This is a genomic window from Phycicoccus sp. Soil748, from assembly GCF_001428025.1.
GTDB lineage: Bacteria > Actinomycetota > Actinomycetes > Actinomycetales > Dermatophilaceae > Pedococcus.
This window is the reverse complement of sequence record NZ_LMSC01000009.1, coordinates 14924-39143: the sequence shown is the minus strand read 5'-3', so window position 1 is coordinate 39143 and position 24220 is coordinate 14924. Positions and strand designations below refer to the sequence as shown.

Here is a 24220-nt window from a genome sequence, read left to right as displayed (position 1 = left end):
TAGGGCAGGATCACCCCCATGGATCGTCAGCAGGAGTTCGTCCTTCGCACCATCGAGGAGCGCGACATCCGCTTCGTGCGGCTGTGGTTCACCGACGTGCTCGGCACCCTGAAGTCGGTGGCCGTGGCGCCGGCCGAGCTCGAGGGCGCGTTCGCCGAGGGCATCGGCTTCGACGGCTCCGCGATCGAGGGGTTCGCCCGGGTCTACGAGGCCGACATGCTGGCCAAGCCCGACCCGGCGACGTTCCAGGTGCTCCCGTGGCGTGGTGAGAACCCCGGCACCGCCCGCATGTTCTGCGACATCACCCTGCCCGACGGGTCGCCCAGCTTCGCCGACCCGCGCCACGTGCTGCAGCGCGCGCTGGGCAAGGCCTCCGACCTCGGGTTCACCTTCTACACCCACCCCGAGATCGAGTTCTACCTGCTGAAGCAGGGGTTCGCGCCGGGGGAGAGCCCCGAACCCGTCGACCAGGCCGGCTACTTCGACCACGTGCCGCACGGCACCGGCCACGACTTCCGCCGCGCCGCCATCACCATGCTCGAGTCGATGGGCATCTCGGTCGAGTTCAGCCACCATGAGGGCGGCCCGGGCCAGAACGAGATCGACCTGCGCTACGCCGACGCGCTCTCGACGGCCGACAACATCATGACGTTCCGGACGGTCATCAAGGAGGTCGCGCTCGAGCAGGGCATCTTCGCGTCGTTCATGCCCAAGCCCTTCGCGCAGCACCCGGGCTCGGGGATGCACACGCACATGTCGCTGTTCGACGGCGACAGCAACGCCTTCTACGAGGCGGGCGCGCCCTACCAGCTGAGCAAGGTGGGCCGTCAGTTCATCGCCGGGCTGCTGCACCACGGCGCCGAGATCACCGCCGTCACCAACCAGTGGGTCAACTCCTACAAGCGGCTGTGGGGCGGCGGGGAGGCCCCGGCGCACCTCACGTGGGGCCACAACAACCGCTCGGCCATGGTGCGCGTGCCGATGTACAAGCCCACCAAGGGCCAGAGCAGCCGGGTCGAGGTCCGCACCCTCGACGCCGCCGCCAACCCCTACCTCGCGTTCGCGCTGATGCTCGCGGCCGGCCTCAAGGGCATCGAGGAGGACTACCCGCTGCCCGCCGAGACCGAGGACGACGTGTGGGGCCTCACCTCCGGTGAGCGCCAGGCGATGGGTATCGAGCCGCTGCCCACCTCGCTCCACGAGGCCATCCGCGTCATGGAGAAGAGCGACCTGGTGGCCGACACCCTGGGCGAGCACGTGTTCGACTTCTTCCTGCGCAACAAGCGCGCCGAGTGGGACGACTACCGCGGCGAGATCACCCGCTTCGAGCTCGAGCGCTACCTGCCCGGGCTGTGATCTCGGGCCGCGCGACCTCCCGGTCGGCGACGCTCGCACGGCTGGGCTTCGCCGACCCGCCCCGGGCCGAGCAGCTGCTGGCCGACCCGGCGCTCTCCGGTCTGGTCGACCCCCTCGACGACGTCTTCAACGACGGCCTGCCCGACGCGCTCGGCGCCGTCGCCGACCCCGACCTCGCCCTGCTCAGCGTCGTGCGCCTCATGGAGGCGCTGCGGGCCTCCGAGCCCAGGCGCCGTGACGAGGAGTCGGGAGCGGCCACCGAGGTGACAGGCCTGGTCGCGGCCCTGCGCCACCCGGGCGCGGCCCGCGACCGGCTGCTCGCGGTCCTCGGTGCCTCGAGCGCCCTCGGCGACCACCTCGTGGCGCACCCCGAGCACTGGCGCAGCGTCGCCGAGGCGCGACCGCGCACGCCGGAGCAGCGGGTCGAGGAACTGGTCACCGCCGTGCGCGAGACCGGCGGCCGCACGCCGTACGACGCCCTGCGCATCGGCTACCGGCGGCAGCTGCTCGGCATCGCGGCGCTCGACCTCACCACCGACGACGCCCCCGCCGCGCTGCCCGAGGCGGCGGCAGCGCTGGCGGACCTCGCCGAGGCGGCGCTCGAGGCGGCCCTGCAGATCGCCCGCGACCACGTCGGTGACGACGCGGACCTGTGCGACTTCGCGGTGATCGGGATGGGCAAGACCGGGGGGCGCGAGCTCAACTACGTCAGCGACGTCGACGTCATCTTCGTGGCCGAGCCGCGCGAGGGCGTCGACGAGCCACGTGCGCTCGCCGCGGGCACCGCGCTCGCGACCCACCTCATGCGGGCGTGCTCCACCTCGACGGGGGAGGGCACGCTGTGGCCGGTCGACGCGGCCCTGCGCCCCGAGGGCAAGAACGGTCCGCTGGTGAGGACCGTCGAGAGCCACCGCGCCTACTACGAGCGCTGGGCCAAGACCTGGGAGTTCCAGGCGCTGCTCAAGGCGCGACCCGTCGCCGGCGACCGGGCGCTGGGTGGGGCCTACCTGGAGGCGGTGCGGCCGATGGTGTGGCAGGCGGCCTCGCGGGACAACTTCGTCGAGGACGTCCAGGCGATGCGTCGCCGGGTGGAGCAGCACGTGCCCGCCGCCGAGGCCGACCGCCAGCTGAAGCTCGGGCCGGGCGGGCTGCGCGACGTCGAGTTCAGCGTGCAGCTGCTGCAGCTGGTGCACGGCCGGGCCGACGCCTCGCTGCGCTCCGGCACCACGCTCGAGGCGCTGGACGCCCTCGCCAGGGGTGGCTACGTGGGGCGCGACGACGCCGCGACGCTCGATGCCGCCTACCGGCTGCTGCGGACCCTGGAGCACCGGATCCAGCTGTTCCGGCTGCGCCGCACCCACCTCATGCCCACGGCGGAGGCCGACCTGCGCCGGCTCGGCCGCGCCCTGGGGCACCGGTCGGACGCCGCCAAGGCGGTCGAGGCCCAGCGGCAGGCGCAGGCCCGGGAGGTGCGCCGCATCCACGAGCGGCTGTTCTACCGGCCCCTGCTCGCCGCGGTCGCACGCCTCAGCACCAGCGACGCGCGGCTGGGGCCGGAGGCCGCCCGCGAGCGGCTGGCCGCCCTGGGCTTCCGCGACCCCGCCGGGGCCATCCGCCACCTCGAGGCGCTCACCTCCGGGGTGAGCCGCCGGGCCGCGATCCAGCGGACGCTGCTGCCGGTGATGCTCGCTTGGTTCGCCGACGAGGCCGATCCCGACGGTGGGCTGCTCGCGTTCCGCAAGGTCAGCGAGGAGCTGGGGTCGACCCACTGGTACCTGCGCCTCCTGCGTGACGAGGGCTCGGCCGCCGAGCGGCTGGCGCACACCCTGGCCCGCAGCCGCTACGCCGCCGACCTGCTCGTCGGGGCGCCCGAGTCGGTGGCGATGCTGGGCGACCCGGGCGGGCTCACCCCCCTTCCGCGGGCCGACCTCGTCCGGCGGATGACCGCCGCGGCCGGCCGGCAGGCCGACCCCGACCGGGCCGTGCGGGCCGCGCGCAGCCTGCGGCGCCAGGAGCTCTTCCGCATCGCCGTCGCCGACCTCACCGGCGAGCTCGACCTCCAGCAGGTCGGCACCGCCCTCACCGACCTCACCGCCGCCCTGCTCGAGACAGCGCTCTCGGTGGCGGTCCGGGTCGTCGAGGAGCGCCACGGGCCGCGGTGCACCCGCCTGCTCGTCGTCGGGATGGGGCGCCTCGGTGGGGGAGAGGTGGGGTACGGCTCCGACGCCGACGTGCTCTTCGTCCACGACCCCCTCGACGGCGCCGACGAGAAGGTCGCCCAGGAGCAGGCGCTGGAGACCGTGCAGGAGCTGCGCCGGCTGCTCGGGTCCGCGGGTCCGGACCCCGCGCTCGGGCTCGACGCCGACCTGCGCCCCGAGGGCAAGAGCGGACCGCTCGTCCGCAGCCTCGCGAGCTACCGCGCCTACTACGCGCGCTGGTCGCTCACGTGGGAGTCGCAGGCGCTGCTGCGGGCGATGCCGATCGCCGCCGACGGGGAGCTGGGCACGAGATTCCTCGAGCTCGTCGACCCGCTGCGCTGGCCCGACGAGGGCCTCACGGCCACCCAGGTGCGCGAGATCCGGCGGCTCAAGGCCCGGATGGAGGCCGAGCGCCTGCCCCGCGGCGCCGACCCGAAGAGCCACTTCAAGCTCGGGCGCGGTGGTCTCAGCGACGTCGAGTGGACCGTCCAGCTGGTCCAGATGCAGCACGCCCACGAGGTCGAGGGACTGCGCACGACCTCGACGCTGCCCGCCCTGGAGGCCGCGGTCGGGGCGGGGTACCTCGACGAGGAGCAGGGCGAGGCGCTGCGGGCGTCGTGGACCATGGCCTCCCGGCTTCGCAACGCCGCGGTGCTCTTCCGGGGCAAGCCCGCCGAGAGCGTCCCGTCCGACCTGCGGGTCGCCGACGGCGTCAGCCGCATCCTGGGCGGCGAACCGGGCTCCGGCGCCGACCTCGCCGGGGCCTACCGGCGGGTGGCGAGGCACGCCCGCGCGGTCACCGAGTCCAACTTTTACGGGTCCCGGTAGCGGGGTACGGTCGGTCAATGGTCAGCGGGAAGGACGGCGCCGTCGCGGTGCCCTCGTACACCGAGGTGCTCCGCACCCCCGTGTTCCTCCCCGTCTTCGCCGCCTCCACCCTGTCCACCTGGGGCGACTACATCGCCCGGATCACGGTGGCGGCCGTGGTCTACACGTGGACCGGGTCGGCGCTCGCGACGGCAGCCACCTTCGCGGTGTCCCTCGTCCCTAGCATCCTCGGACGGGCGCTGCTCGCCCCGCTCTGCGACCGGCTGGCCCCGCGGACCACCCTCGTCGGCACCCACCTCATCCGGGCTGCCCTCGTGGTGCTGCTCGTGCTCGCCGTCCGCACCACCGAGTCCGTGTCGCTCGTGCTCGGCCTCGTCTTCGTGCTCGAGTTCGTGGGTGGTCCCGCCATGACCGCCAGCCAGATGCTGCTCACCGACCTGTTCCCCGTACGCCGCGTGTACGCCCGTGCGTTCGGGCTCACCACCCTGGCCACGCAGGTCAACCAGGCCATCGGGCTCGCCCTCGGCGGCGTCGTCGTGGGGCTGGTGGGTGACACCACGGCGCTGCTGCTCGACCTCGCCACCTTCCTCGTCGGCGCCGTCGTGCTCGCCGTCGTCACGCCACCGAAGGCAGTGGTCGACGGCGCGGACGGCCCGCTGTCCGGGCTGCTGGGCGACCTGGCCGAGGGTTGGCGACAGATCCGCACCAGCAGCGTCCTGACCATGCTGCTCCTGCTGTCCCTGGCCAGCGCCCTCGCCGCCGCGGCGCCGGAGGCGGTGGCGCTGCCCTACGCGAGCGACCACACCGGGTCCTCCACGTGGGGCGGCCTGCTCATGGCCGCCCCCATCCTCGGCGCCGTGGCCGGCCTCCTGCTCCTGGGCCGGCTGCCCGCGGAGCGCCAGTTCCGCCTCGTGCTCCGGCTGGCCCTGGTCATGCCGCTGCCGCTGCTCGTGACGATCTTCGAGCCGCCGCTGCCGGTGGTGTGGGCTGCGTGGTTCGTCTCAGGTGCCCTGCAGAGCTACATGCTGCCGCTGCAGTCGGCCTTCACCCTCCTGGTGCCCACCGCAATGCGCGGCCGGGTGTTCGGCCTCGCCGGCGCCCTGTCGGTCGGGGTCACCGGTCTCTGCTTCCTCGCCGCGGGCTGGGTCTCGGAGCACACCTCGCCGGCCGCCTCGGTCGGGATCTGCGCCGTCCTCACGCTGGGCATGTTCGTGCTGCTGGCGGCCCGCTGGCCGGGGGAGCAGATGCAGGACGAGATCGACGCGACGTTCGGCCCCGTCGAGACGAGCGTGACCCTCGCCGCGACCCAGCCAGACCCTGCCGGGGAGCAGCCCGCGCCCCCACAGCCCGAGCCCGGGGGCGACCCCGTGCTCCGTCGGTCATCCGGGGGCTGAGACCGCCACCGGCGGGGTTCGGACGTCCACAGGGCCCCGCCTAGACTTGGGCCCATGATGTCCACGATCGACCTGCGCGGACGCGACCTCGGTGCCCGCGAGCTGCGCCACCTGCTGCCGCGAGCCGAGTTCGACGTGGCGGCGGCCGTCGAGACCGTCCGGCCCCTGTGCGAGGACGTGCGCCACCGCGGCGCGGAGGCCCTCTACGAGCTCGGTGAGCGCTTCGACGGCGTCCGCCCGCCCACGCTGCGGGTGCCGGCCGAGGTCATCACCGCAGCCCTCGACACGCTGGCCCCGGACGTCTGGGCCGCCCTCGACGAGTCCATCCGCCGCGCCCGCCTCGTGCACGAGGACCAGCGCCGCAGCACCACGACCACCCAGGTGGTCCCCGGTGGCTCCGTCACCGAGCGCTGGGTGCCGGTCGACAGGGTCGGGCTCTACGTGCCCGGCGGCCGGGCCGTCTACCCCTCCAGCGTGGTCATGAACGTCGTCCCCGCGCAGGTTGCCGAGGTCGGTTCCCTCGCGGTCGCCAGCCCTCCCCAACGTGAGAACACCGGTATCTTCGCCGGCTACCCGCACCCGACGGTCCTGGCCGCCTGCGCCCTGCTGGGGGTCGAGGAGGTGTATGCCGTCGGCGGCGCCCAGGCCGTGGCTGCGTTCGCCTACGGCTTCACCGACGGTGAGGGAGACGACGCGGTCGTCGCCGAGCCCGTCGACCTGGTCACCGGCCCGGGCAACATCTACGTCACCGCGGCCAAGCGGCTGCTCAAGGGGCTCATCGGCATCGACTCGGAGGCTGGCACCACCGAGATCGCCATCCTCGCCGACGACTCCGCCGACCCGGTCCACGTCGCCGCCGACCTCATCAGCCAGGCCGAGCACGACCCGTTCGCCGCCTCCGTCCTGGTCACCGCGAGCACGGAGCTGGCCGACGCCGTCGCCGCCGCCGTCGAGCGGCGCGTGCCGGCGACCAAGCACGCCGACCGGGTGCGCACCGCCCTCACCGGCCCGCAGTCCGGGCTGGTGCTCGTCGACGACCTCGACCAGGGGCTGCAGGTGGTCAACGCCTACGCCGCGGAGCACCTCGAGATCCAGACCGACGACGCCGCCGCCGTGGCCGCACGGGTGCGCAACGCCGGCGCGGTGTTCGTCGGCGCCTTCTCGCCCGTGAGCCTCGGCGACTACGTCGCCGGGTCCAACCACGTCCTGCCCACCGGGGGCTGCGCCTGCCACAGCAGCGGCCTGTCCGTGCAGTCGTTCCTGCGCGGCACCCACGTCGTCGACTACAGCCGCGAGGCACTGCAGGACGTTGCCCACCACGTCGTCGCCCTGTCGCAGGCCGAGGACCTCCCCGCCCACGGCGAGGCGGTCACCGCCCGCTTCGACGACGGCCGTTGAGGCGGTGCGACCGACCGTGAGCGGGTCCACCGACGTGACCACCGACCTCGACGCCAACCGGGCGCGCCTCGACGCCCTCCTGCGCGAGGACCTGCGTGGCGCGAGCCCCTACGGCGCGCCCCAGCTCGACGTCCCCGTGCGGCTCAACACCAACGAGAGCTCCTACCCCGTGCCCGAGGACGTGGTCGCGGACATCACGGCGCGCGTGGCCGCGGTGGCGCCGACGCTCAACCGCTATCCCGACCGCGAGTTCACCGAGCTCCGCACGGCGCTCGCGGCATACCTGACCTCCGCCTCGGGCGTCGAGGTGGAGCCGGCGCAGGTCTGGGCCGGCAACGGGTCCAACGAGGTGCTCCAGCACGTCGTCCTGGCGTTCGGCGGTCCCGGGCGCACGGCCCTCGGGTTCACGCCGGCCTACTCGATGCACCCCCTGATCAGCACCGGCACGGGCATGACGTGGGTGGACGGGCTGCGCGGCGCCGGTCCCTACGCGCCGTTCGACCTCACCGCCGAGTCGGCGGTGGAGCAGGTGCGCGAGCACCAGCCGCACGTCGTCTTCCTCTGCTCGCCCAACAACCCGACCGGCACCGCGCTGGGCCTCGACGTGGTGGAGGCGGTGTACGCCGCGGCCGAGCGGGCCGTCGTCGTCGTGGACGAGGCGTACGCCGAGTTCGCCCGTCCCGGCACCCCGAGCGCGCTGACCCTGCTCGAAGGGCGTCCGCGCCTGGTCGTCACCCGGACCATGAGCAAGGCGTTCGCCTTCGCGGGCGGTCGCCTCGGCTACCTCGCGGCGGACCCCGCCCTCGTCGACGCGCTGCGGCTCGTGCGGCTGCCCTACCACCTGTCGGCCCCCACGCAGGCGATCGCGCTGGGCGCCCTCGCGCACGCCGACCAGATGCTCGGCACCGTCGAGGCCATCAAGGAGCAGCGCGACCGCATGGTGTCCCGGCTCGCCGAGCTCGGCTACGCCCCGGTCGCCAGCGACGCCAACTTCGTCCTGTTCGGCGGTCTCGCCGACGCCGCGGCGACGTGGCGGGCGCTGCTCGAGCGGGGTGTGCTGGTCCGCGACGTCGGCATCCCCCACTATCTTCGTGTCACGGCCGGGACCCCGGCCGAGACGGACGCGTTCCTGGCCGCCGTGGCCGAGATCGCCGACACCGCCACCGACAGGAGCGCCCCGTGACCGCAGGTGACCGCAGGGTCTCGCTGAGCCGGTCGACCTCGGAGTCCAGCGTCGAGCTCGAGCTCGACCTCGACGGCACCGGTGTTGCCGACGTCTCGACCGGCGTGCGGTTCTACGACCACATGCTCACCTCGCTGGCCAAGCACTCGCTCATCGACCTGCGCGTCAAGGCCACCGGTGACGTCGACGTCGACGCCCACCACACCGTCGAGGACGTCGCCATCGTGCTCGGCGACGCCCTGCGCGAGGCCCTGGGCGACAAGAGCGGCATCTCCCGCTTCGGCGACGCCACCGTCCCGCTCGACGAGGCGCTGGTCCACGCGGTCGTCGACGTCGCGGGGCGGCCCTACGTCGTCCACACCGGCGAGCCCGAGGGCCAGGCCTACGTCGTCATCGGGGGCACCTACGTCGGTTCGCTCACGCGCCACGTCTGGGAGTCGTTCGCCGGCCGCGCCGGCATCGCGCTGCACGTCCGGGTGCTGTCCGGCCGCGACCCGCACCACATCGTCGAGGCACAGTTCAAGGCCGTGGCGCGGGCGCTGCGTGCCGCGGTGGCCCGCGACCCGCGCGTGAGCGGCGTACCCAGCGCGAAGGGCAGCCTCTCCACGTGAGCGTGCCGCGGCAGTCCGCGCGGGCGTCGCGCGGACTGCTCCTCGTGCGCGGCGAGCCCGCGCGCGCCTCGGGCTGGGTGCGACGCGGCCTGGTCGCCTGCGAGGTCGTGCCTCAGGGGGAGTGGATCGCACTCGTCCCGGCCGAGCCCGCTTCGCGCGCCGGTGCGCCGTACGACGACCCGGTCGCGACCCTCGTCGGGCGGCCACTGCCCGGCAGGATCCGTCCCGCCCTCGGCTTCTTCGTCGTGGGCGACCGGGCGGTGGTGTCGGTCCGGCCTCGCGGCTGGCGCGCCACCCAGCGCTGGCTCGTCTGGGAACCGGGGGAGGGCCGCGTCCGGACGCCGGCCCTCGAGGTGGCCCGCCCCACCGACCTGGTCGCGGCGGCGCACGCCCGGTCGGGACCGGGAGCAGTGGCCGCTGTCGTCGCCGACCGCTCCGGGGACGCCACCGGGTGGCTGCGCACGCTGATGGCGACCCTGGGCCTGCCGGGGTCCGACCTGCTGACGGCGGGTGCGTCCCCACGTGGCCAGGTCGTGGCCCCGACCGCCCAGGCGGTCGCCCGCTTCGAGTCCCGCATGGCAGAGCAGGCGCGGCACCGCGCCGAGATGGAGGAGAGCTGATGGCGCACGTCGTGGTGTTCGACTACGGCAGCGGCAACGTCCGGTCCGCCGTCCGTGCCCTCGAGCACGTCGGCGCCGAGGTCACCCTGACCGGCGACAAGGCAACGGCCCTGGACGCCGACGGCCTGTTCGTCCCCGGGGTGGGCAACTTCCACGCCTGCCTCACCGGGCTGCGGGCCGCCGAGGGACCCCTGGTGATCGAGACCCGGCTGGCCGGCGGGCGTCCCGTGCTCGGCGTCTGTGTCGGGATGCAGGTGCTGTTCGACGGCAGCGAGGAGCCCGGCGCCAGCCCCGAGGAGGGGCTGGGCGAGTGGCCCGGCACCGTGACGAGGCTGCAGGCCGACGTGGTGCCGCACATGGGCTGGAGCGAGGTCACCGTGGCCCAGGGCACCCGGCTGTTCGCCGGCGTCGAGTCCGAGCGGTTCTACTTCGTGCACTCCTACGCCGTCCAGGAGTGGGTGCTCGAGCCGCCCACCGGTGCGTTCGCCGTGGTCGCCCCCAAGGTCACCTGGTCCGAGCACGGCCGTCCCTTCGTCGCGGCGGTCGAGAACGGACCCCTGTCGGCCACCCAGTTCCACCCCGAGAAGTCGGGCGACGCGGGCCTGACCCTGCTCGAGAACTGGGTGCACTCGCTGTGACCCCCACCGTCAGCTGATCCCCCACGCCGTCGTCCCCGCACGTCTGCGCCACCCCGGCTCCACCCTCAACCCGACCAGCCCCCAACCCGACCAGCCCCACCCCGACCGCAAGGACCCCCATGACCGGCCCCCGCCTCGAACTCCTGCCCGCCGTCGACGTCGCTGACGGCCAGGCCGTCCAGCTCGTGCAGGGGGTGGCCGGCACGGGTGGCCAGTTCGGCGACCCGTGGCAGGCGGCGCTCGCCTGGCAGGAGCAGGGGGCCGAGTGGCTGCACCTCGTCGACCTCGACGCGGCGTTCGGGCGCGGCTCCAACCGCGAGCTGCTGGCCGACATCGTCGGGCGCCTGGACGTCAAGGTGGAGATGAGCGGCGGGATCCGGGACGCCGCCTCCCTCGAGGCCGCGCTCGCCACCGGCTGCCGCCGGGTCAACCTCGGCACCGCGGCCCTGGAGGACCCCGAGTGGACCGCCGCCGCCATCGCGGAACACGGCGACCGCATCGCCGTGGGCCTCGACGTGCGCGGCACCACCCTGGCCGCCCGCGGCTGGACCCAGGAGGGCGGCGACCTGTGGGAGACCCTGGCGCGCCTGGACCGTGAGGGCTGCGCCCGCTACGTCGTCACCGACGTCAACAAGGACGGGATGCTCAAGGGCCCCAACCTGGAGCTGCTGCGTGACGTGTGCGCCCGCACGGACCGTCCGGTCGTCGCCTCCGGCGGCGTCTCGACCCTCGAGGACATCGAGGCCATCCGGGGGCTCGTGCCCGACGGCGTCGAGGGCGCGATCGTGGGGTCGGCGCTCTACCGGGGCGCGTTCACGCTGCCCGACGCCCTCGACGTGGCAGGCCGCCCGTGACCAGCCCTACACCGCCGCACGACTCGGCCGGGATCCCCTTCGGTGGCCGGGAGCTGACCGGCACCGGGTTCGACGGGGACACCGGCGCCGCCGACCCCGCGCTGGTCGCCGCGATGTCCGACCCCGGGGACGAGCGTGCCCTCGTGGCCGCGGTCTCCGCGGCGCGCCTGCTGGTGCCGATCGTGGCCGAGCCCGTCTCCACCGTCTCCACCGGCGAGCTCGTCGTGGAGAAGCAGACCGACATGGCAGCCGTCACGCTGGTCGCCCCCGACGGCGCCCGGGCGCTGCCGGTCTTCAGCTCCATGCAGGCGATCGCCGCGTGGGACCCGCAGGCCCGCCCCGTACCCGTCACCGCGGCCCGCGCCGCCCAGGCGGCGGTCAGCGAACGGTGCGACGTGATGGTCCTCGACGTGGCGGGGGAGAGGCCGCTCGCCCTGCGCCCGAGCATGGTCTGGGCCCTGGCCCAGCAGCGCGAGTGGCTGCCGGCGCACGAGGACGACTCGGTGGCCCGCGCGGTCGCCGACGCGGTGCGCGAGCAGCCCGACGTCGTCGGTCACGAGCTCGCCGCCGGGGCGCCGGGCGAGGGCGTCCTGCGGGTGCAGCTCACGCTGGTGCCGGGTCTGGCCGCCGAACGGGTGCAGGCCGTGGCGACGGCCATCGGGGAACGCCTCGCCACCGACGGCGAGATCAGGGCCCGCATCGACGGGCTCGCCTTCTCGATCTCCTGAGCGACCTCAGCCGCCGTGCGGCGCGGGGAGCTCGGTGACGCCGGCGACCGCGTCGACCGGCAGGGCCCGGTACAGGTGGGGGAACGTCTCGCCCGTCGCAGGGTTGCCCACCTCGACCACGGGTGGCTCGGGCAGCCGGGACTCGTCGATCTCGAGCAGCAGCAGCGGGCCGGTCACGTCCCGGTAGAACGACCTGCGCACCACCGGCCACTGCTCGGCGGAGGAGCAGTGGATGAAGCCCTCGTCGGCGAGGGTGCGCCCACGGGTGGACTGCGTGTAGCTGCCCGTCCGCTGCGCCTGCCCCCAGTGCTCGGGCTCCGCCAGGTGGTAGATCGTCATCCGGGGAGCGTATGCCGCGTGCCCCGCGAAGGGGGGCACGCGGCACGGCGCAGCTCGCTAGCGGCCCGCCTGCGTGCGGGTCTCGACGACGGGCTCGTGCAGGTCCTTGGCGTCGTCCGCCTCGCCGCCGGGGTTCGTGCCCCCGGAGCCCGCGCGCACGGCCTCCTCGATCTGCTTGCCGGTGTCGGCGTCCACGTTCTTCCAGTACTCGAACGCCCGCTCGAGCACGGGGCTTCGCACCCCGCCGAGCAGGTGGCCGGCCACGGTCTTCACGAACTGCTCGCGCTGGTCGTCGTCCCAGACCTCGCGCACCAGGGTGCCGGCCTGGCCGAAGTCGTCGTCGTCCTCGCGCAGCGTGTAGGCCTGGCGCACCATCGCGCCGTCGGACTCCCAGCTCTCCTCGGCCTCGCCGACCTGGTCGGCGTACCCGCGGCCCTCGCTGTTGGGTGCGTAGACGGGCTGGTCACCGTGGTGGTCGTAGGCCATCGGCCCGTCCTGCGTGTAGGTGTTGAGCTCGGCGACCGCCTTGGCCCGGTTCACCGGCAGCTGGTGGTAGTTCGGGCCGATGCGGTAGCGGTGGGTGTCTGCGTACGCGAACGCCCGCCCCAGCAGCATCTTGTCGGGGGAGAAGCCGATCCCCGGCACCAGGGCCGACGGCTCGAACGCGGCCTGCTCGACCTCGGCGAAGAAGTTCTCCGGGTTGCGGTTCAGGGTCATCGTGCCGACCTTGATGAGCGGGTAGTCCGAGTGCGGCCAGACCTTGGTGAGGTCGAACGGGTTGAGGTGGTAGGTCTTCGCGTCCTCGTACGGCATGACCTGCACCGACAGCGTCCAGCTGGGGTGCTCGCCGCGCTCGATCGCCTCGTACAGGTCGCGGCGGTGGAAGTCGGCGTCCTGCCCGGCGATGACCGTGGCCTCGTCGCCGGTGAGGCCCTGGACGCCCTGGTCGCTGTGGAAGTGGTACTTGACCCAGGACTTCTCGCCGGCCGCGTTGACCCACATGTAGGTGTGGGACCCGTAGCCGTTCATGTGCCGGAACGAGCGGGGGATGCCCCGGTCGCCCATGAGGTAGGTGACCTGGTGGGCGGACTCGGGGTTGAGGCTCCAGAAGTCCCACTGCATGTGGTTGTCGCGCAGACCCGAGCCGCCGCGGCGCTTCTGGCTGCGGATGAAGTGCGGGAACTTCATGGTGTCGCGGATGAAGAAGACCGGCGTGTTGTTGCCGACGAGGTCGTAGTTGCCCTCGGGCGTGTAGAACTTCAGCGCGAACCCGCGCGGGTCGCGCCAGGTGTCGGGGGAGCCCTGCTCACCTGCGACGGTCGAGAAGCGGGCCAGCATCTCGACCGTGCTCCCCTTCTGGAACAGCGCAGCCTTGGTGTGTGCCGAGACGTCCTCCGTGCAGACGAACTCGCCGAACGCACCGGAGCCCTTGGCGTGCACGTTGCGCTCGGGGATGCGCTCGCGGTTGAAGTGCGCCATCTGGTTCAGGAAGTGCACGTCGTGCAGGACGATCGGCCCGTCCGGGCCGATGGTGAGGCTGTTGCGGTCGCTGGGGGCAGGGGCGCCGGTGTCGGTCGTCGACCCGAGCCGGGCCTCCTCGCTCGGTGCGGTCCGGATCGACTCCGGCGTGGCCTGCTGGTCCGTCATCGCTGCTCCTTCGTGTGGTGGTGGTTGCGTTCTCTCGTCCCGACGCGGGCCCGAGCAGCGTCTCCACCCTCCCTCCGGAACGCCCGTGCCGCATCCGGACGGTGGTCCGTTCGTCTCGACCCTGCTGTCAGGGGCCAAATCCGTTTGGCCGGTGTCGGTGCCTGCTGGGACAGTGGGGCAGTGCTCCACCGCTACCGCCGCGTCCTCGCCCTGCCGGCCCTGCGCCGGGCCCTCGTCCTGGGGTTCCTCGTGCGGCTGCCGGTGTTCACCGGGGGCATCGTCCTCACGCTCCACGTCGTGTCCGCCCTCGACCGCTCGTACGGCGCCGCCGGCCTGGTCTCGGCAGCCGCGACCGTCGCGATCGCGGTGAGTGGGCCGTGGCGCGGGCGCCTGCTCGACCGGATGGGCCTGCGGCGCGTCGTCGTGCCGTCGATCGTGGTCGCAGCTGCCTGCTGGTCGGTCGCGCCCTTCGTGTCCTACTGGCCGCTGCTCGTCCTGGCCTCGCTGGCCGGCCTCTTCGTGATCCCGGCGTTCTCCATCATCCGCCAGGCGATCATCGCCGCGGTGCCGGAGAGCGACCGCCGCACCGCGATCTCGCTCGACTCCGTCGCCGTCGAGCTGTCCTTCATGGTCGGGCCGGCCCTCGGGGTCTGGGCGGCCACGGTGTGGCCGACGTCGTGGGTGCTGTTCGCCATCCAGATGCTCGGGGTGGCCGCAGGCATCCTGCTGTGGGTCGTCAACCCGGTGATCCGCGAGGAGGCCGCGCGCGAGGTCGACGACCAGGGTGTCCCCGTCGAGACGGCCTCGGCCGTGCGCCGCTCGGCGTGGTTCAGGCCCCCGTTCGTCGCCGTCTGCCTGAGCGCGTTCGCAGCCACCCTGGTGCTCGGCGGCTCCGACATCTCGTTCGTCGCGGCGCTGCGCGACTTCGGCACTCCCGCGTCCATCGGCTGGGTGCTGGCCGTGTGGGGCCTCGGCTCACTGGTCGGCGGCCTCGTCTACGGCGGGCTGCACCGGTCGGTCTCGGCGTTCTGGCTGCTCGGCGGGCTGGCCGTGGTCACCGCGCCGATGGCGCTCGCCTCCGGGGCGCCGTCGCTGGCGGTCCTGGGGTTCGTCGCCGGCCTGTTCTGCGCCCCGACGATCACCGCGACGGTCGACCAGGCCAGCCGCGTCGTGCCGGCGGACGCCCGGGGCGAGGCGATGGGGTGGCACGGGTCCTTCATGACCGCGGGCTCTGCGCTCGGCGCGCCGCTGGCCGGGGTCGCCATCGACCACGTCGCCTGGGGGGCCGGGTTCGTGGTGGTCGCCGTCGCCGGGCTCCTGCTGGCCCTCGTCGGCGCGGCCGCGACCTCCGGACGGGCCCGGCGCCACCGGGCCCACCGCGCCCAGCGGTCCGAGGACCGCGCCCGCGCGGCCGCGACCGTGTGACCCGGCGCCACCCAGCCCTGACTTCCTGCGGGCCTCGTGCAAAGCGGGTGTCGTTCGGCAACCAGAGGACGAATAGCCCCCGTGTTGCCGAACGACACCCGCTTTGCGGTGGTAGTCGAGCTGCGGCGGGCAGTCGAGTGCGACGAGTGGCCCAGCCCGGCGGCTCAGACGACGGAGCCGGTGAGCTTCTCGCCGGGGCCCTGTCCGGGCGAGTCGGGGATGACCGACGCCTCGCGGAACGCCAGCTGCAGCGACTTGAGGCCGTCCCGCAGGGGAGCGGCGTGCTGGCTGCCGAGGTCGGGCGCCGAGGCGGTGATCAGGCCGGCGAGGGCGTTGATGAGGCGACGGGCCTCGTCGAGGTCGAGGTGCTCGGCAGCGTCCGGTCCCTCGGCCAGCCCGCACTTGACGGCTGCGGCGCTCATGAGGTGGATCGCCGCGGTGGTGATGACCTCGACGGCCGGCACCTCGGAGATGTCGCGCGTCTGCTGGGCCAGGGCGGCGCCGGAGTCACCGGGACCGGCGGGGGACCCGGGTGCCGCGTCGGGGTCGGTCGGGTGGGGATTGGGAGATTCCGTGCTCACGCTGGTAGCCTTGCAGATCGACCGGCCGTGACCACGCACGGGGTCGCCTTGGGAAGGTTCCGCGGCGGCCACGACAGGGCCACGGTGTGCAAGAGAAGCAGCACCTGCTTCCACCCGCGTCGACCACTTCGGTCGCCGGGTCCCCCGGGTCACCGAGGCGTAGGCCGCGGGCGTGAGCTCCGCAGCATACGGTCCCTCGGGGTCCCGTGACGGAACTGGTGAGGCTTCTCGCGCGACAGCGGCGAGGAGCCTCTTCTCGTTGGGTGCGGTCGGACGTTTCCCTGACCGAAGGAGCAGCACCATCAGCGAGCCTCGCATCAACGACCGCATCCGGGTTCCGGAAGTGCGGTTGGTTGGCCCCAACGGAGAGCAGGTCGGCATCGTGCGCGTCGAGGACGCGCTGCGGCTCGCCGCCGAGGCAGACCTCGACCTCGTCGAGGTCGCCCCGATGGCCAAGCCTCCAGTCGCCAAGCTCATGGACTTCGGCAAGTTCAAGTACGAAGCCGCACTGAAGGCGCGCGAAGCGCGCAAGAACCAGGTCAACACGGTCATCAAGGAGATCAAGCTCCGCCCGAAGATCGACCCGCACGACTACGGCACCAAGAAGGGCCACGTCGAGCGCTTCCTCAAGGGCGGCGACAAGGTCAAGGTGACGATCATGTTCCGCGGACGCGAGCAGTCGCGCCCCGAGCTGGGCTTCCGCCTCCTGCAGCGCCTCGCCGAGGACGTGCTGGAGCTGGGCACGGTCGAGTCCGCGCCCAAGCAGGACGGCCGCAACATGATCATGGTCCTGGCCCCCACGAAGAAGAAGTCCGAGGCGATGGCAGAGCAGCGCCGCGCACGGACCTCCGACTCGGGCCACGCCGCCCAGGCCGCCGATGCCCCTGAGACACCCGCCGAGGCACCGGAGGCCGCACCGGTCGCCGAGACGCCGGAGGCGACACCGGCCGCCGACGCGACCGCTGTCCCCGAGGCGACGACGGCCGAGTAGGCCGCCCCCACCACGTAGTTCCGACCACTGGCCCCACCAGCTGGTCACGTTCCACCCGGCTACACCACCCCGGCCGCACCACCCCCGGCCACGTCAACAGCAAGGAGATCGGCAGCCATGCCGAAGATGAAGACGCACTCCGGTGCCAAGAAGCGCTTCCGGATCACGGGCAAGGGCAAGGTCATGCGCGAGCAGGCCAACGGCCGCCACCTGCTCGAGCACAAGTCCTCGCGCTACACCCGCTCGATCGCGAACGACGTCGAGGTGTCCAAGCCGGACTCCAAGAAGGTCAAGAAGCTCCTCGGCCGCTGAGCCGAGCCCATCCACCCCATTGTTTGGCCGGGCTCAGCACGAAGCCTCGCAAGCAGATAGACAGCAAGGAGAACTCACGTGGCACGCGTGAAGCGGGCAGTCAACGCCCAGAAGAAGCGCCGGGTCGTCCTCGAGCGCGCCAGCGGTTACCGCGGGCAGCGTTCGCGGCTCTACCGCAAGGCCAAGGAGCAGGTCACCCACAGCCTCGGCTATGCCTACCGGGACCGTCGCGCCAAGAAGGGTGACTTCCGTCGCCTCTGGATCCAGCGCATCAACGCCGGCGCCCGCGCCAACGGCATGACCTACAACCGCTTCATCCAGGGCCTCAAGGCCGCGGAGATCGAGGTCGACCGCCGCATGCTGGCCGAGCTGGCCGTCAACGACGAGGCTGCCTTCGCCGCGCTCGTCGAGATCGCGCGCGCGAACGTCCCGGCCGTGGCCGAGACCGCCAGCGCCTGATCCAGCGCGTCACCGCACCACTCGAGCGCCGGGACATGGCCCCGCCGTCCTCACCCCTGACCAACCCCCGGTCGGACAGGGTCAAGGCGGTCCGGGCCCTGTCCCGGCGCTCGGTGCGTGAGAAGGCCGGCCGCTTCCTCGTCGAGGGACCCCAGTCGGTGCGGGAGGTCGTCCGCCACCGGCCCGAGCTGGTCCTGGACCTCTACCTCACAGCCGACGCCGCGGCGCGGTATGCCGAGGTCGTCGAGGCGGCACGCGCTGCCGACCTCTACGTCCACGAGGTCTCCGACGAGGTCCTCGCCGCGATGAGCGAGACGCCGACTCCCCAAGGCCTCGCTGCGGTGTGCCGGGTGCCCGGCGGCTCGCTCGACGACGTCCTCTCCGGGTCGCCGCGGCTGCTGGTCCTGCTGACCAACGTGCGGGACCCCGGCAACGCGGGCACCGTCATCCGCGGCGCGGACGCCGCGGGGGCCGACGCCGTACTCGTCAGCGACGCCTCCGTGGACGTGCTCTCGCCCAAGGTCGTGCGCTCCACGGCCGGGTCGCTCTTCCACCTGCCGGTGGTGACCGGGCTGCCCGTCGAGGCCACCATCGACCGGCTGCGCGAGGCGGGCATCCGCGTCCTCGCCGCAGACGGTGCCGGCACCGTCCTGCTCCCCGACGTCGACCTCGCTCCGTCGCACGCGTGGGTGATGGGCAACGAGGCGTGGGGTCTGGAGGAGTCCGTCCGCGCACGCTGCGACGAGGTCGTCCGGGTGCCGATCCACGGCAAGGCCGAGTCGCTCAACCTCGCCATGGCCGCCACGGTCTGCCTCTACGCGTCCGCGGCAGCCCAGAGGGGCTAGGGTTCGCGCCATGGACTACCGGCCCGGCTCCATCCTCGACCCCGAACGGGCAGCCCAGGCCAGTGAGCTGCTCCCGGACGGGCTCGTCGCGGCCGAGGCAGACGCCACCGTCAGCTTCCTCAACCGGCGCGCGACCCAGGTGCTCGGCATGCGTCGACGCGACCTGCTCGGCCGCGACATCCGCGAGGCGCTCATCCTGCGTGACAGCGACGGCACGGACTGGTGGGAGGCCACCGACCCCTGGTCCGGGATCAACATCCGCACCGGGCACCGGGAGAAGTTCCTCATGCTCGAGGGCGGCCGCGAGGTGCTGGTCACCGCCAAGTACCTGCGTCCCGCGCGCAACCAGCCGGTCAACCGGGTGCTCATCATGGTCCGCGACGCCGAGGCACGACGCCGGCTCGAGGCCGACCACGCGGCGCTCATCTCCACCGTGGCCCACGAGCTGCGGTCCCCGCTGACCTCCGTCAAGGGCTTCTCCTCGACCCTGCTGCGCCGGTGGGACCGGTTCACCGACGACCAGAAGCGGCTGATGATCGAGACGATCGAGGCCGACGCCGACCGGGTCACCCGCCTCATCACCGAGCTGCTCGACGTGTCGCGCATCGACGCGGGGCGCCTGCAGATCCGCCCGCAGCCGATCGACGTGGCCGCGGTGTTCGGCCGCCACGTCGAGCGGGCGGTCGCCAGCGGGCAGGACCGGGAGCGCTTCCGGGTCGAGGTGCCCGAGGACCTGCCCGAGGTGTGGGCCGACCCCGACCGGCTCGACCAGATCCTGTCCAACCTCATCGAGAACGCCTTCCGCCACGGCGACGGCGTCACCACGCTCGCGGCACTGCCGTCCGAGGGCGACTCGCAGGAGGGGCTCGCCGCCCGCGGCCACCGCACCACCGGAGTCGACCTCGTGGTGAGCGACGAGGGCAAGGGCATCACCCCCGACCACCGCGACCTCGTGTTCAGCCGGTTCTGGCACGGCTCGGGCCGCGGCAGCACCGGGCTCGGGCTCTACGTCGTCAAGGGCCTGGTCGAGGCGCACGGAGGCCAGGTGCGGGTCGAGTCCGCCGAGCCCAGCGGCGGCGCCCAGTTCCGCCTGACCCTGCCCTCGGAGCCTCCGGACTACCTCGCCTGAGTCGAGTGCTCGGAACCGGGTTGCGTGACTGGCAGGACAGCGGCCAGTCTGGGTGGATGCTCCTCGCCCACCTGCGATTTACCGCGCCTCCGGCCGCGGTCGCACTGCTGCGCTGAGGGTGTTCCCGCTCGCCGGAGGCTGAACCCCGACCGTGCGGCGCCGCCGCACGCCCCTAGACTCGGTGGGCCCGTTCCGGGCGCCGAGAGCACGCACCGCAGGTCCGCTCCTGCGACCCGTGTCGACAGAGGAAAAGGCATGTCTGGACCCAACACGCAGTACGACCCGGTCGAGGTCGCCGCACTGGACCCCGCGGCCGTCGAGCAGGCCGTGACCGATGCGCTGGCGGCGATCGCCGCCGCCGACTCGCTCGAGGCCCTCAAGGCCGCTCGCCTCGCGCACCAGGGCGAGAAGAGCCCCCTGGCCCTCGCCAACCGGGAGATCGGCGCCCTCCCGCCGAGCGCCAAGGCCGAGGCCGGCAAGCGCGTCGGGCAGGCCCGGGGCCGGGTCGGGCAGGCGCTGGCCGGCCGCCAGGTCGAGCTCGAGGCGGAGCGGGACGCGCGCATCCTCGTGGAGGAGACGGTCGACCTGACCGTCCGCACCCCGCGTCGCCCGCTCGGTGCGCGGCACCCGATCAGCCTGGTCTCCGAGCGGATCGAGGACATCTTCGTGGCCATGGGCTGGGAGATCGCCGAGGGCCCGGAGGTCGAGTCGGAGTGGCTCAACTTCGACGCGCTCAACCTCTCGCCGGACCACCCGGCCCGTGGTGAGGCCGACACCTTCTTCGTCGCCCCCGCCGGCTCCGGGCTGGTGCTGCGCACCCACACCTCGCCCGTTCAGGTGCGCACCATGCTCGACCGCGAGCCGCCCATCTACATCCTGTGCCCGGGCAAGGTGTTCCGCACCGACGACCTCGACGCCACGCACACGCCGGTGTTCCACCAGTTCGAGGGCCTGGTCGTCGACGAGGGCATCACCATGGCCCACCTCAAGGGCGCGCTCGACGCGTTCGTCCAGCGGCTCTTCGGCGACGGCATCGTCACCCGGCTGCGCCCCAACTACTTCCCCTTCACCGAGCCCAGCGCCGAGATCGACTGCCAGTGCTGGGTGTGCGGTGGCGCCGACGCGTCGTGCCGCACCTGCGGCGGCACCGGCTGGATCGAGCTCGGCGGCTGCGGCATGGTCAACCAGCGCGTGCTGCGCGCCGCGGGCGTCGACCCGCAGCGCTACTCGGGGTTCGCCTTCGGCCTCGGCATCGAGCGATCGCTGATGCTGCGCCACGGGGTGGGGGACATGCACGACATCGTCGAGGGAGACGTCCGCTTCTCCCGCCAGTTCGGAATGGAGATCTGATGCACGCGCCCGTGTCCTGGCTACGCGAGCTGGCCGACGTGCCCGCCGACGCCACCGGTGCCGACATCGCCGCAGCGCTCGTCAAGGTCGGCCTCGAGGAGGAGGGCCTGAGCGGTGGCGACATCAGCGGCCCCATCGTCGTCGGCCGCGTCCTGACCGTCGAGCCCGAGCCGCAGAAGAACGGCAAGACCGTCAACTGGTGCACCGTCGACGTGGGCGACCACGGCCAGCGGGTCACCGAGGGCAAGGCCCAGGAGATCGTCTGCGGCGCCCACAACTTCTCCGCCGGTGACCTGGTGGTCTGTGTGCTCCCGGGTGGCGTGCTGCCCGGCGGGTTCGAGATCTCGGCGCGCAAGACCTACGGCCACGTCTCCAACGGCATGATCTGCTCGGCCCGCGAGCTCGGCCTCGGCGACGACCACGACGGCATCATCCTGCTCACCGAGCTCCTGGGCGCCGACGCCGCTGCGTCGCTCCAGCCCGGCGACGACGCCATCGCCCTGCTCGGCCTGGCCGACGAGGTCGTCGAGGTCAACGTCACGCCCGACCGTGGGTACTGCTTCTCACTGCGCGGCATCGCCCGCGAGTACGCCCTGTCGACCGGTGCCGCCTACCGCGATCCGGCCGACCTGCGCGTCGCCGAGGGTGATGGCACGGGGTACCCGGTCCACCTCACCGACGACGCGCCGGTCGAGGGCGTCGTCGGGTGCGACCGATACGTCGCCCGCGTCGTGCGCGGGGTGGACGTGGGCGCGGCGACACCGCAGTGGATGCGCAAGCGCCTCACCCAGGTGGGCATGCGCCCGATCTCGCTGGCCGTCGACGTGACCAACTACGTCATGATGCTGCTCGGCCAGCCGCTGCACGCGTTCGACCTGCAGACGCTGTCGGGCGCCGTGGGCACCCGCCGCGCCCGAGTGGGGGAGAAGCTCACGACCCTCGATGACGTGGCGAGGGCGCTCGACCCCGAGGACCTGCTCATCGTCGACGGCTCCGACACCCCTCTGGCGATCGCGGGCGTGATGGGGGGCGAGGCCTCGGAGGTCACGTCCGCCACGACCGACGTCCTCATCGAGGCGGCACACTTCGACCCGATCTCGATCGCGCGGTCGTCGCGCCGGCACCGCCTGGTGACCGAGGCCTCCAAGCGCTTCGAGCGCGGCGTCGACCCGGCCGTGGCCGCGGCCGCCGCCCAGCTGGCCGTCGACCTGCTCGTCGAGCACGGTGGCGGCACCGCTGACCCGGGGGCCACCGACGTCGGCGAGCCGCGGACTCCTGCGGCGATCGCCTTCGACACCGCCCTGCCGACGCGCTACGTCGGCCTCGACTACCCGCGCGAGGAGGTGCTGTCCACGCTGCGCGCCATCGGGTGCGTGGTGCAGGACGACGCCGGTGACGCCGGTGACGCTGGTGACGACGTCGTGACCGTGCAGCCGCCGTCGTGGCGCCCGGACCTGGCCGACGGCCCGGACCTCGTGGAGGAGGTCGCCCGTGTCCGGGGGTACGACCAGATCCCCTCGGTGCTGCCCCAGCCCAAGGACGGCCACGGCCTGACCCACGGGCAGCGGGTGCGTCGAGTCATCGCGACGACCCTGGCCCACCAGGGACTGGTCGAGGTGCTCACCTACCCCTTCGTCGCCCGCGACCTGTTCGACCGCCTCGGTTACGCCCCCGACGACTCGCGCCGGCGCGCCGAGGCCCTGGTGAACCCCCTGTCCGAGGAGGCGCCGCTGATGCGCACCTCGGTGCTCGACACCCTGCAGGACGCCTTGCGCCGCAACGTCGCCCGCGGTCACCGGGACGTCGCCGTGTACGAGGTCGGCCTGGTCACCGTTGGTCGTGAGGACGCCGCGGTGGCTCCGGTGCCCGGCATCGAGGTCCGGCCCGACGACGCCACGCTCGACCGCATCCGCGAGGCGGTGCCCGCCCAGCCGCGCCACGTGGCGATGGCCGCGGCGGGAGACGCCTCCGTGGCAGGTCCGTGGGGGCCGGCGCGGCCGTACGACGCCTCCGACGCGGTGGCATGGGTCCTCACCCTCGGCACCGCGCTCGGGCTCGACCTCGAGGTGCAGGCGGCCGACCGCTCGCCGTGGCACCCGGGCCGCTGCGCGAGCATCTCCCTGCCCGACGGCACGGTGGTCGGGCACGCGGGCGAGCTGCACCCGAAGGTCACCGCGGCACTCGACCTCCCCGCGCGCAGCGTCGCTGCCGAGGTCGACGTCGACGTGCTCATCGCCGCGACCGGGACGCCCCGCCAGGCGGACGAGCTGTCCACCTACCCCGCCGCCCACACCGACGTGGCGCTGGTCGTCGACGAACAGGTTCCCGCCGGCCGTGTCGAGGCCGCCCTGCGCGCAGGAGCGGGGGAGGGCCTGGAGTCGGTGCACCTGTTCGACGTCTACCGCGGCGAGCAGGTCGGGGACGGGCGCAAGTCGCTGGCCTACCGCCTGACCTTCCGCGCCCCGGACCGCACGCTGACCACCGACGAGGTCAGCGCCCTGCGCGACGCGGCGGTCGCCGCCGCGGCCGAGCAGACCGGCGCGGTGCAGCGGTGAGCGCAGGTCCGGCAGAGGCGCGCCCCGTTGCAGTCGTGACTGGGGCCTCGCGCGGCATCGGCAGGCACCTGGCCGACGCGTTCGAGCAGGCCGGGTACGTCGTCGAGCGCGGCTCCAGCGCGGTCGCCGACGTGACCGACCGCGCCGCCGTCGACCGATGGGTGGCCGACGTGGTGGACCGCCGCGGCCGCGTCGACGTCCTCGTCAACAACGCCGGTGTGATCGACACCGAGGTCCCCATCCACGAGGCCGACCCCGACGAGTGGTGGCGCACCATGGAGGTCAACGTCCTCGGTCCGTTCCTCGTGACCCGGGCCGTGCTGCCGCACATGCTCGCCGCCGGCTCGGGCCGCGTGCTCAACCTCAACAGCGGCGCCGGCGTCCGTCCGGGTGCCGTCGCGTCGGCCTACAACGCGAGCAAGACGGCGCTCGCCCGCGTCACCGGTTCCACGCAGCTCGCCGGCGAGGGGCGCGGCGTCCTGGCCTTCGACCTCGCCCCCGGGGTGGTCAGGACCGACATGACCGAGGCGATGACCGCGCACGAGGACCGCACCGAGTGGACCGACCCGGGTGAGGTGACCGCGTTGGCTCTGGCACTGGCCTCCGGCGAGCTCGACGTCTGGGCGGGTCGTATGGTGCGCGCCGGTGTGGACACGCCCGCCTCGCTGCACGACCGGGCCGCGGGCGGCCTGGACGACGTGGACCGCACCATCACGCTGATGCCGTGGGGCGACGACGACCCCCTCGGGTAGATGACGCGCGCCTCCACCGAGAGGACC

The 24220-nt window shown here is 73.3% G+C and carries 22 protein-coding genes; 19 read left to right on the top strand and 3 right to left on the bottom strand.

Features of this window, described 5'->3' with window-relative positions:
- Positions 1-18: 18 nt before the first annotated feature.
- The 10 genes from glnA (at position 19) to ASG70_RS14095 (ending at position 11808) form a co-directional block, all read left to right on the top strand.
- A complete protein-coding gene (gene glnA / locus ASG70_RS14140) occupies positions 19-1356 on the top strand; it encodes a type I glutamate--ammonia ligase (protein ID WP_056884511.1) in 1338 nt (445 codons plus the stop codon).
- Entirely contained in the window at positions 1356-4382 is a 3027-nt protein-coding gene (locus ASG70_RS14135) for a bifunctional [glutamine synthetase] adenylyltransferase/[glutamine synthetase]-adenylyl-L-tyrosine phosphorylase (RefSeq protein WP_056884812.1), read from the top strand. Before glnA ends, ASG70_RS14135 begins: the two co-directional genes overlap by 1 nt.
- Positions 4383-4399: 17 nt before the next feature.
- Positions 4400-5776 (top strand): MFS transporter, encoded by a 1377-nt coding sequence (locus ASG70_RS14130; protein WP_056884510.1) that lies wholly within the window; start codon positions 4400-4402, stop codon positions 5774-5776.
- Between the two features lie 54 nt (positions 5777-5830).
- Positions 5831-7174 (top strand): histidinol dehydrogenase, encoded by a 1344-nt coding sequence (gene hisD, locus ASG70_RS14125; protein ID WP_056884509.1) that lies wholly within the window; start codon positions 5831-5833, stop codon positions 7172-7174.
- 16 nt (positions 7175-7190) lie between these two features.
- The gene (locus tag ASG70_RS14120) at positions 7191-8357 is read left to right on the top strand and encodes a histidinol-phosphate transaminase (protein ID WP_235531511.1); all 1167 of its coding nucleotides are present in this window, start codon (positions 7191-7193) and stop codon (positions 8355-8357) included.
- Positions 8354-8968, top strand: a complete 615-nt coding sequence (gene hisB, locus ASG70_RS14115) for an imidazoleglycerol-phosphate dehydratase HisB (RefSeq protein WP_056884508.1) — start codon at positions 8354-8356, stop codon at positions 8966-8968. Before ASG70_RS14120 ends, hisB begins: the two co-directional genes overlap by 4 nt.
- Positions 8965-9588 (top strand): hypothetical protein, encoded by a 624-nt coding sequence (locus ASG70_RS14110; protein ID WP_156400016.1) that lies wholly within the window; start codon positions 8965-8967, stop codon positions 9586-9588. Before hisB ends, ASG70_RS14110 begins: the two co-directional genes overlap by 4 nt.
- On the top strand, positions 9588-10226 hold the full coding sequence (hisH, locus tag ASG70_RS14105; RefSeq protein ID WP_056884506.1) for an imidazole glycerol phosphate synthase subunit HisH: 639 nt from the start codon (positions 9588-9590) through the stop codon (positions 10224-10226). The genes ASG70_RS14110 and hisH overlap by 1 nt, the downstream gene beginning before the upstream one ends.
- 119 nt (positions 10227-10345) lie before the next feature.
- The gene (gene priA, locus ASG70_RS14100; protein WP_056884505.1) at positions 10346-11080 is read left to right on the top strand and encodes a bifunctional 1-(5-phosphoribosyl)-5-((5-phosphoribosylamino)methylideneamino)imidazole-4-carboxamide isomerase/phosphoribosylanthranilate isomerase PriA; all 735 of its coding nucleotides are present in this window, start codon (positions 10346-10348) and stop codon (positions 11078-11080) included.
- Entirely contained in the window at positions 11077-11808 is a 732-nt protein-coding gene (locus ASG70_RS14095) for an SseB family protein (RefSeq protein ID WP_056884504.1), read from the top strand. The genes priA and ASG70_RS14095 overlap by 4 nt, the downstream gene beginning before the upstream one ends.
- 6 nt (positions 11809-11814) lie before the next feature.
- On the opposite strand, the gene ASG70_RS14090 is transcribed toward ASG70_RS14095, so the two are convergent.
- On the bottom strand, positions 11815-12147 hold the full coding sequence (locus ASG70_RS14090; protein ID WP_056884503.1) for a DUF952 domain-containing protein: 333 nt from the start codon (positions 12145-12147) through the stop codon (positions 11815-11817).
- 57 nt (positions 12148-12204) lie between these two features.
- Positions 12205-13794, bottom strand: coding sequence for a catalase (locus tag ASG70_RS14085; RefSeq protein ID WP_056884502.1), 1590 nt, complete (start codon positions 13792-13794; stop codon positions 12205-12207).
- 180 nt (positions 13795-13974) lie between these two features.
- On the opposite strand from ASG70_RS14085, the gene ASG70_RS14080 reads away from it, so the two are divergent.
- Positions 13975-15219, top strand: a complete 1245-nt coding sequence (locus ASG70_RS14080; RefSeq protein WP_056884501.1) for an MFS transporter — start codon at positions 13975-13977, stop codon at positions 15217-15219.
- A gap of 164 nt (positions 15220-15383) precedes the next feature.
- On the opposite strand, the gene ASG70_RS14075 is transcribed toward ASG70_RS14080, so the two are convergent.
- The gene (locus tag ASG70_RS14075; protein WP_235531536.1) at positions 15384-15713 is read right to left on the bottom strand and encodes a DUF1844 domain-containing protein; all 330 of its coding nucleotides are present in this window, start codon (positions 15711-15713) and stop codon (positions 15384-15386) included.
- 388 nt (positions 15714-16101) lie between these two features.
- Between ASG70_RS14075 and infC the strand changes: the two genes are divergently transcribed.
- From infC to ASG70_RS14035, 8 genes are all read left to right on the top strand, one after another.
- Positions 16102-16791 carry a translation initiation factor IF-3 gene (gene infC, locus ASG70_RS14070; RefSeq protein ID WP_082590903.1) on the top strand — a complete coding sequence of 230 codons (690 nt, stop codon included), beginning with the start codon at positions 16102-16104 and terminating at the stop codon, positions 16789-16791.
- Positions 16792-16908: 117 nt separating this feature from the next.
- Positions 16909-17103: a 50S ribosomal protein L35 gene (gene rpmI / locus ASG70_RS14065; RefSeq protein ID WP_056884498.1), complete on the top strand. Its 195-nt coding sequence runs from the start codon at positions 16909-16911 to the stop codon at positions 17101-17103.
- Between the two features lie 78 nt (positions 17104-17181).
- The gene (rplT, locus tag ASG70_RS14060) at positions 17182-17562 is read left to right on the top strand and encodes a 50S ribosomal protein L20 (RefSeq protein WP_056884497.1); all 381 of its coding nucleotides are present in this window, start codon (positions 17182-17184) and stop codon (positions 17560-17562) included.
- 35 nt (positions 17563-17597) lie between these two features.
- Positions 17598-18407: an RNA methyltransferase gene (locus tag ASG70_RS14055; RefSeq protein ID WP_056884496.1), complete on the top strand. Its 810-nt coding sequence runs from the start codon at positions 17598-17600 to the stop codon at positions 18405-18407.
- A 10-nt stretch (positions 18408-18417) separates the two neighbouring features.
- Entirely contained in the window at positions 18418-19536 is a 1119-nt protein-coding gene (locus ASG70_RS14050) for an ATP-binding protein (protein ID WP_056884495.1), read from the top strand.
- Positions 19537-19791: 255 nt separating this feature from the next.
- On the top strand, positions 19792-20886 hold the full coding sequence (gene pheS, locus ASG70_RS14045; RefSeq protein WP_056884494.1) for a phenylalanine--tRNA ligase subunit alpha: 1095 nt from the start codon (positions 19792-19794) through the stop codon (positions 20884-20886).
- A complete protein-coding gene (gene pheT / locus ASG70_RS14040; protein ID WP_056884493.1) occupies positions 20886-23441 on the top strand; it encodes a phenylalanine--tRNA ligase subunit beta in 2556 nt (851 codons plus the stop codon). The genes pheS and pheT overlap by 1 nt, the downstream gene beginning before the upstream one ends.
- Before the next feature lie 35 nt (positions 23442-23476).
- The gene (locus tag ASG70_RS14035) at positions 23477-24193 is read left to right on the top strand and encodes an SDR family oxidoreductase (protein WP_369818918.1); all 717 of its coding nucleotides are present in this window, start codon (positions 23477-23479) and stop codon (positions 24191-24193) included.
- Positions 24194-24220 lie beyond the last annotated feature (27 nt).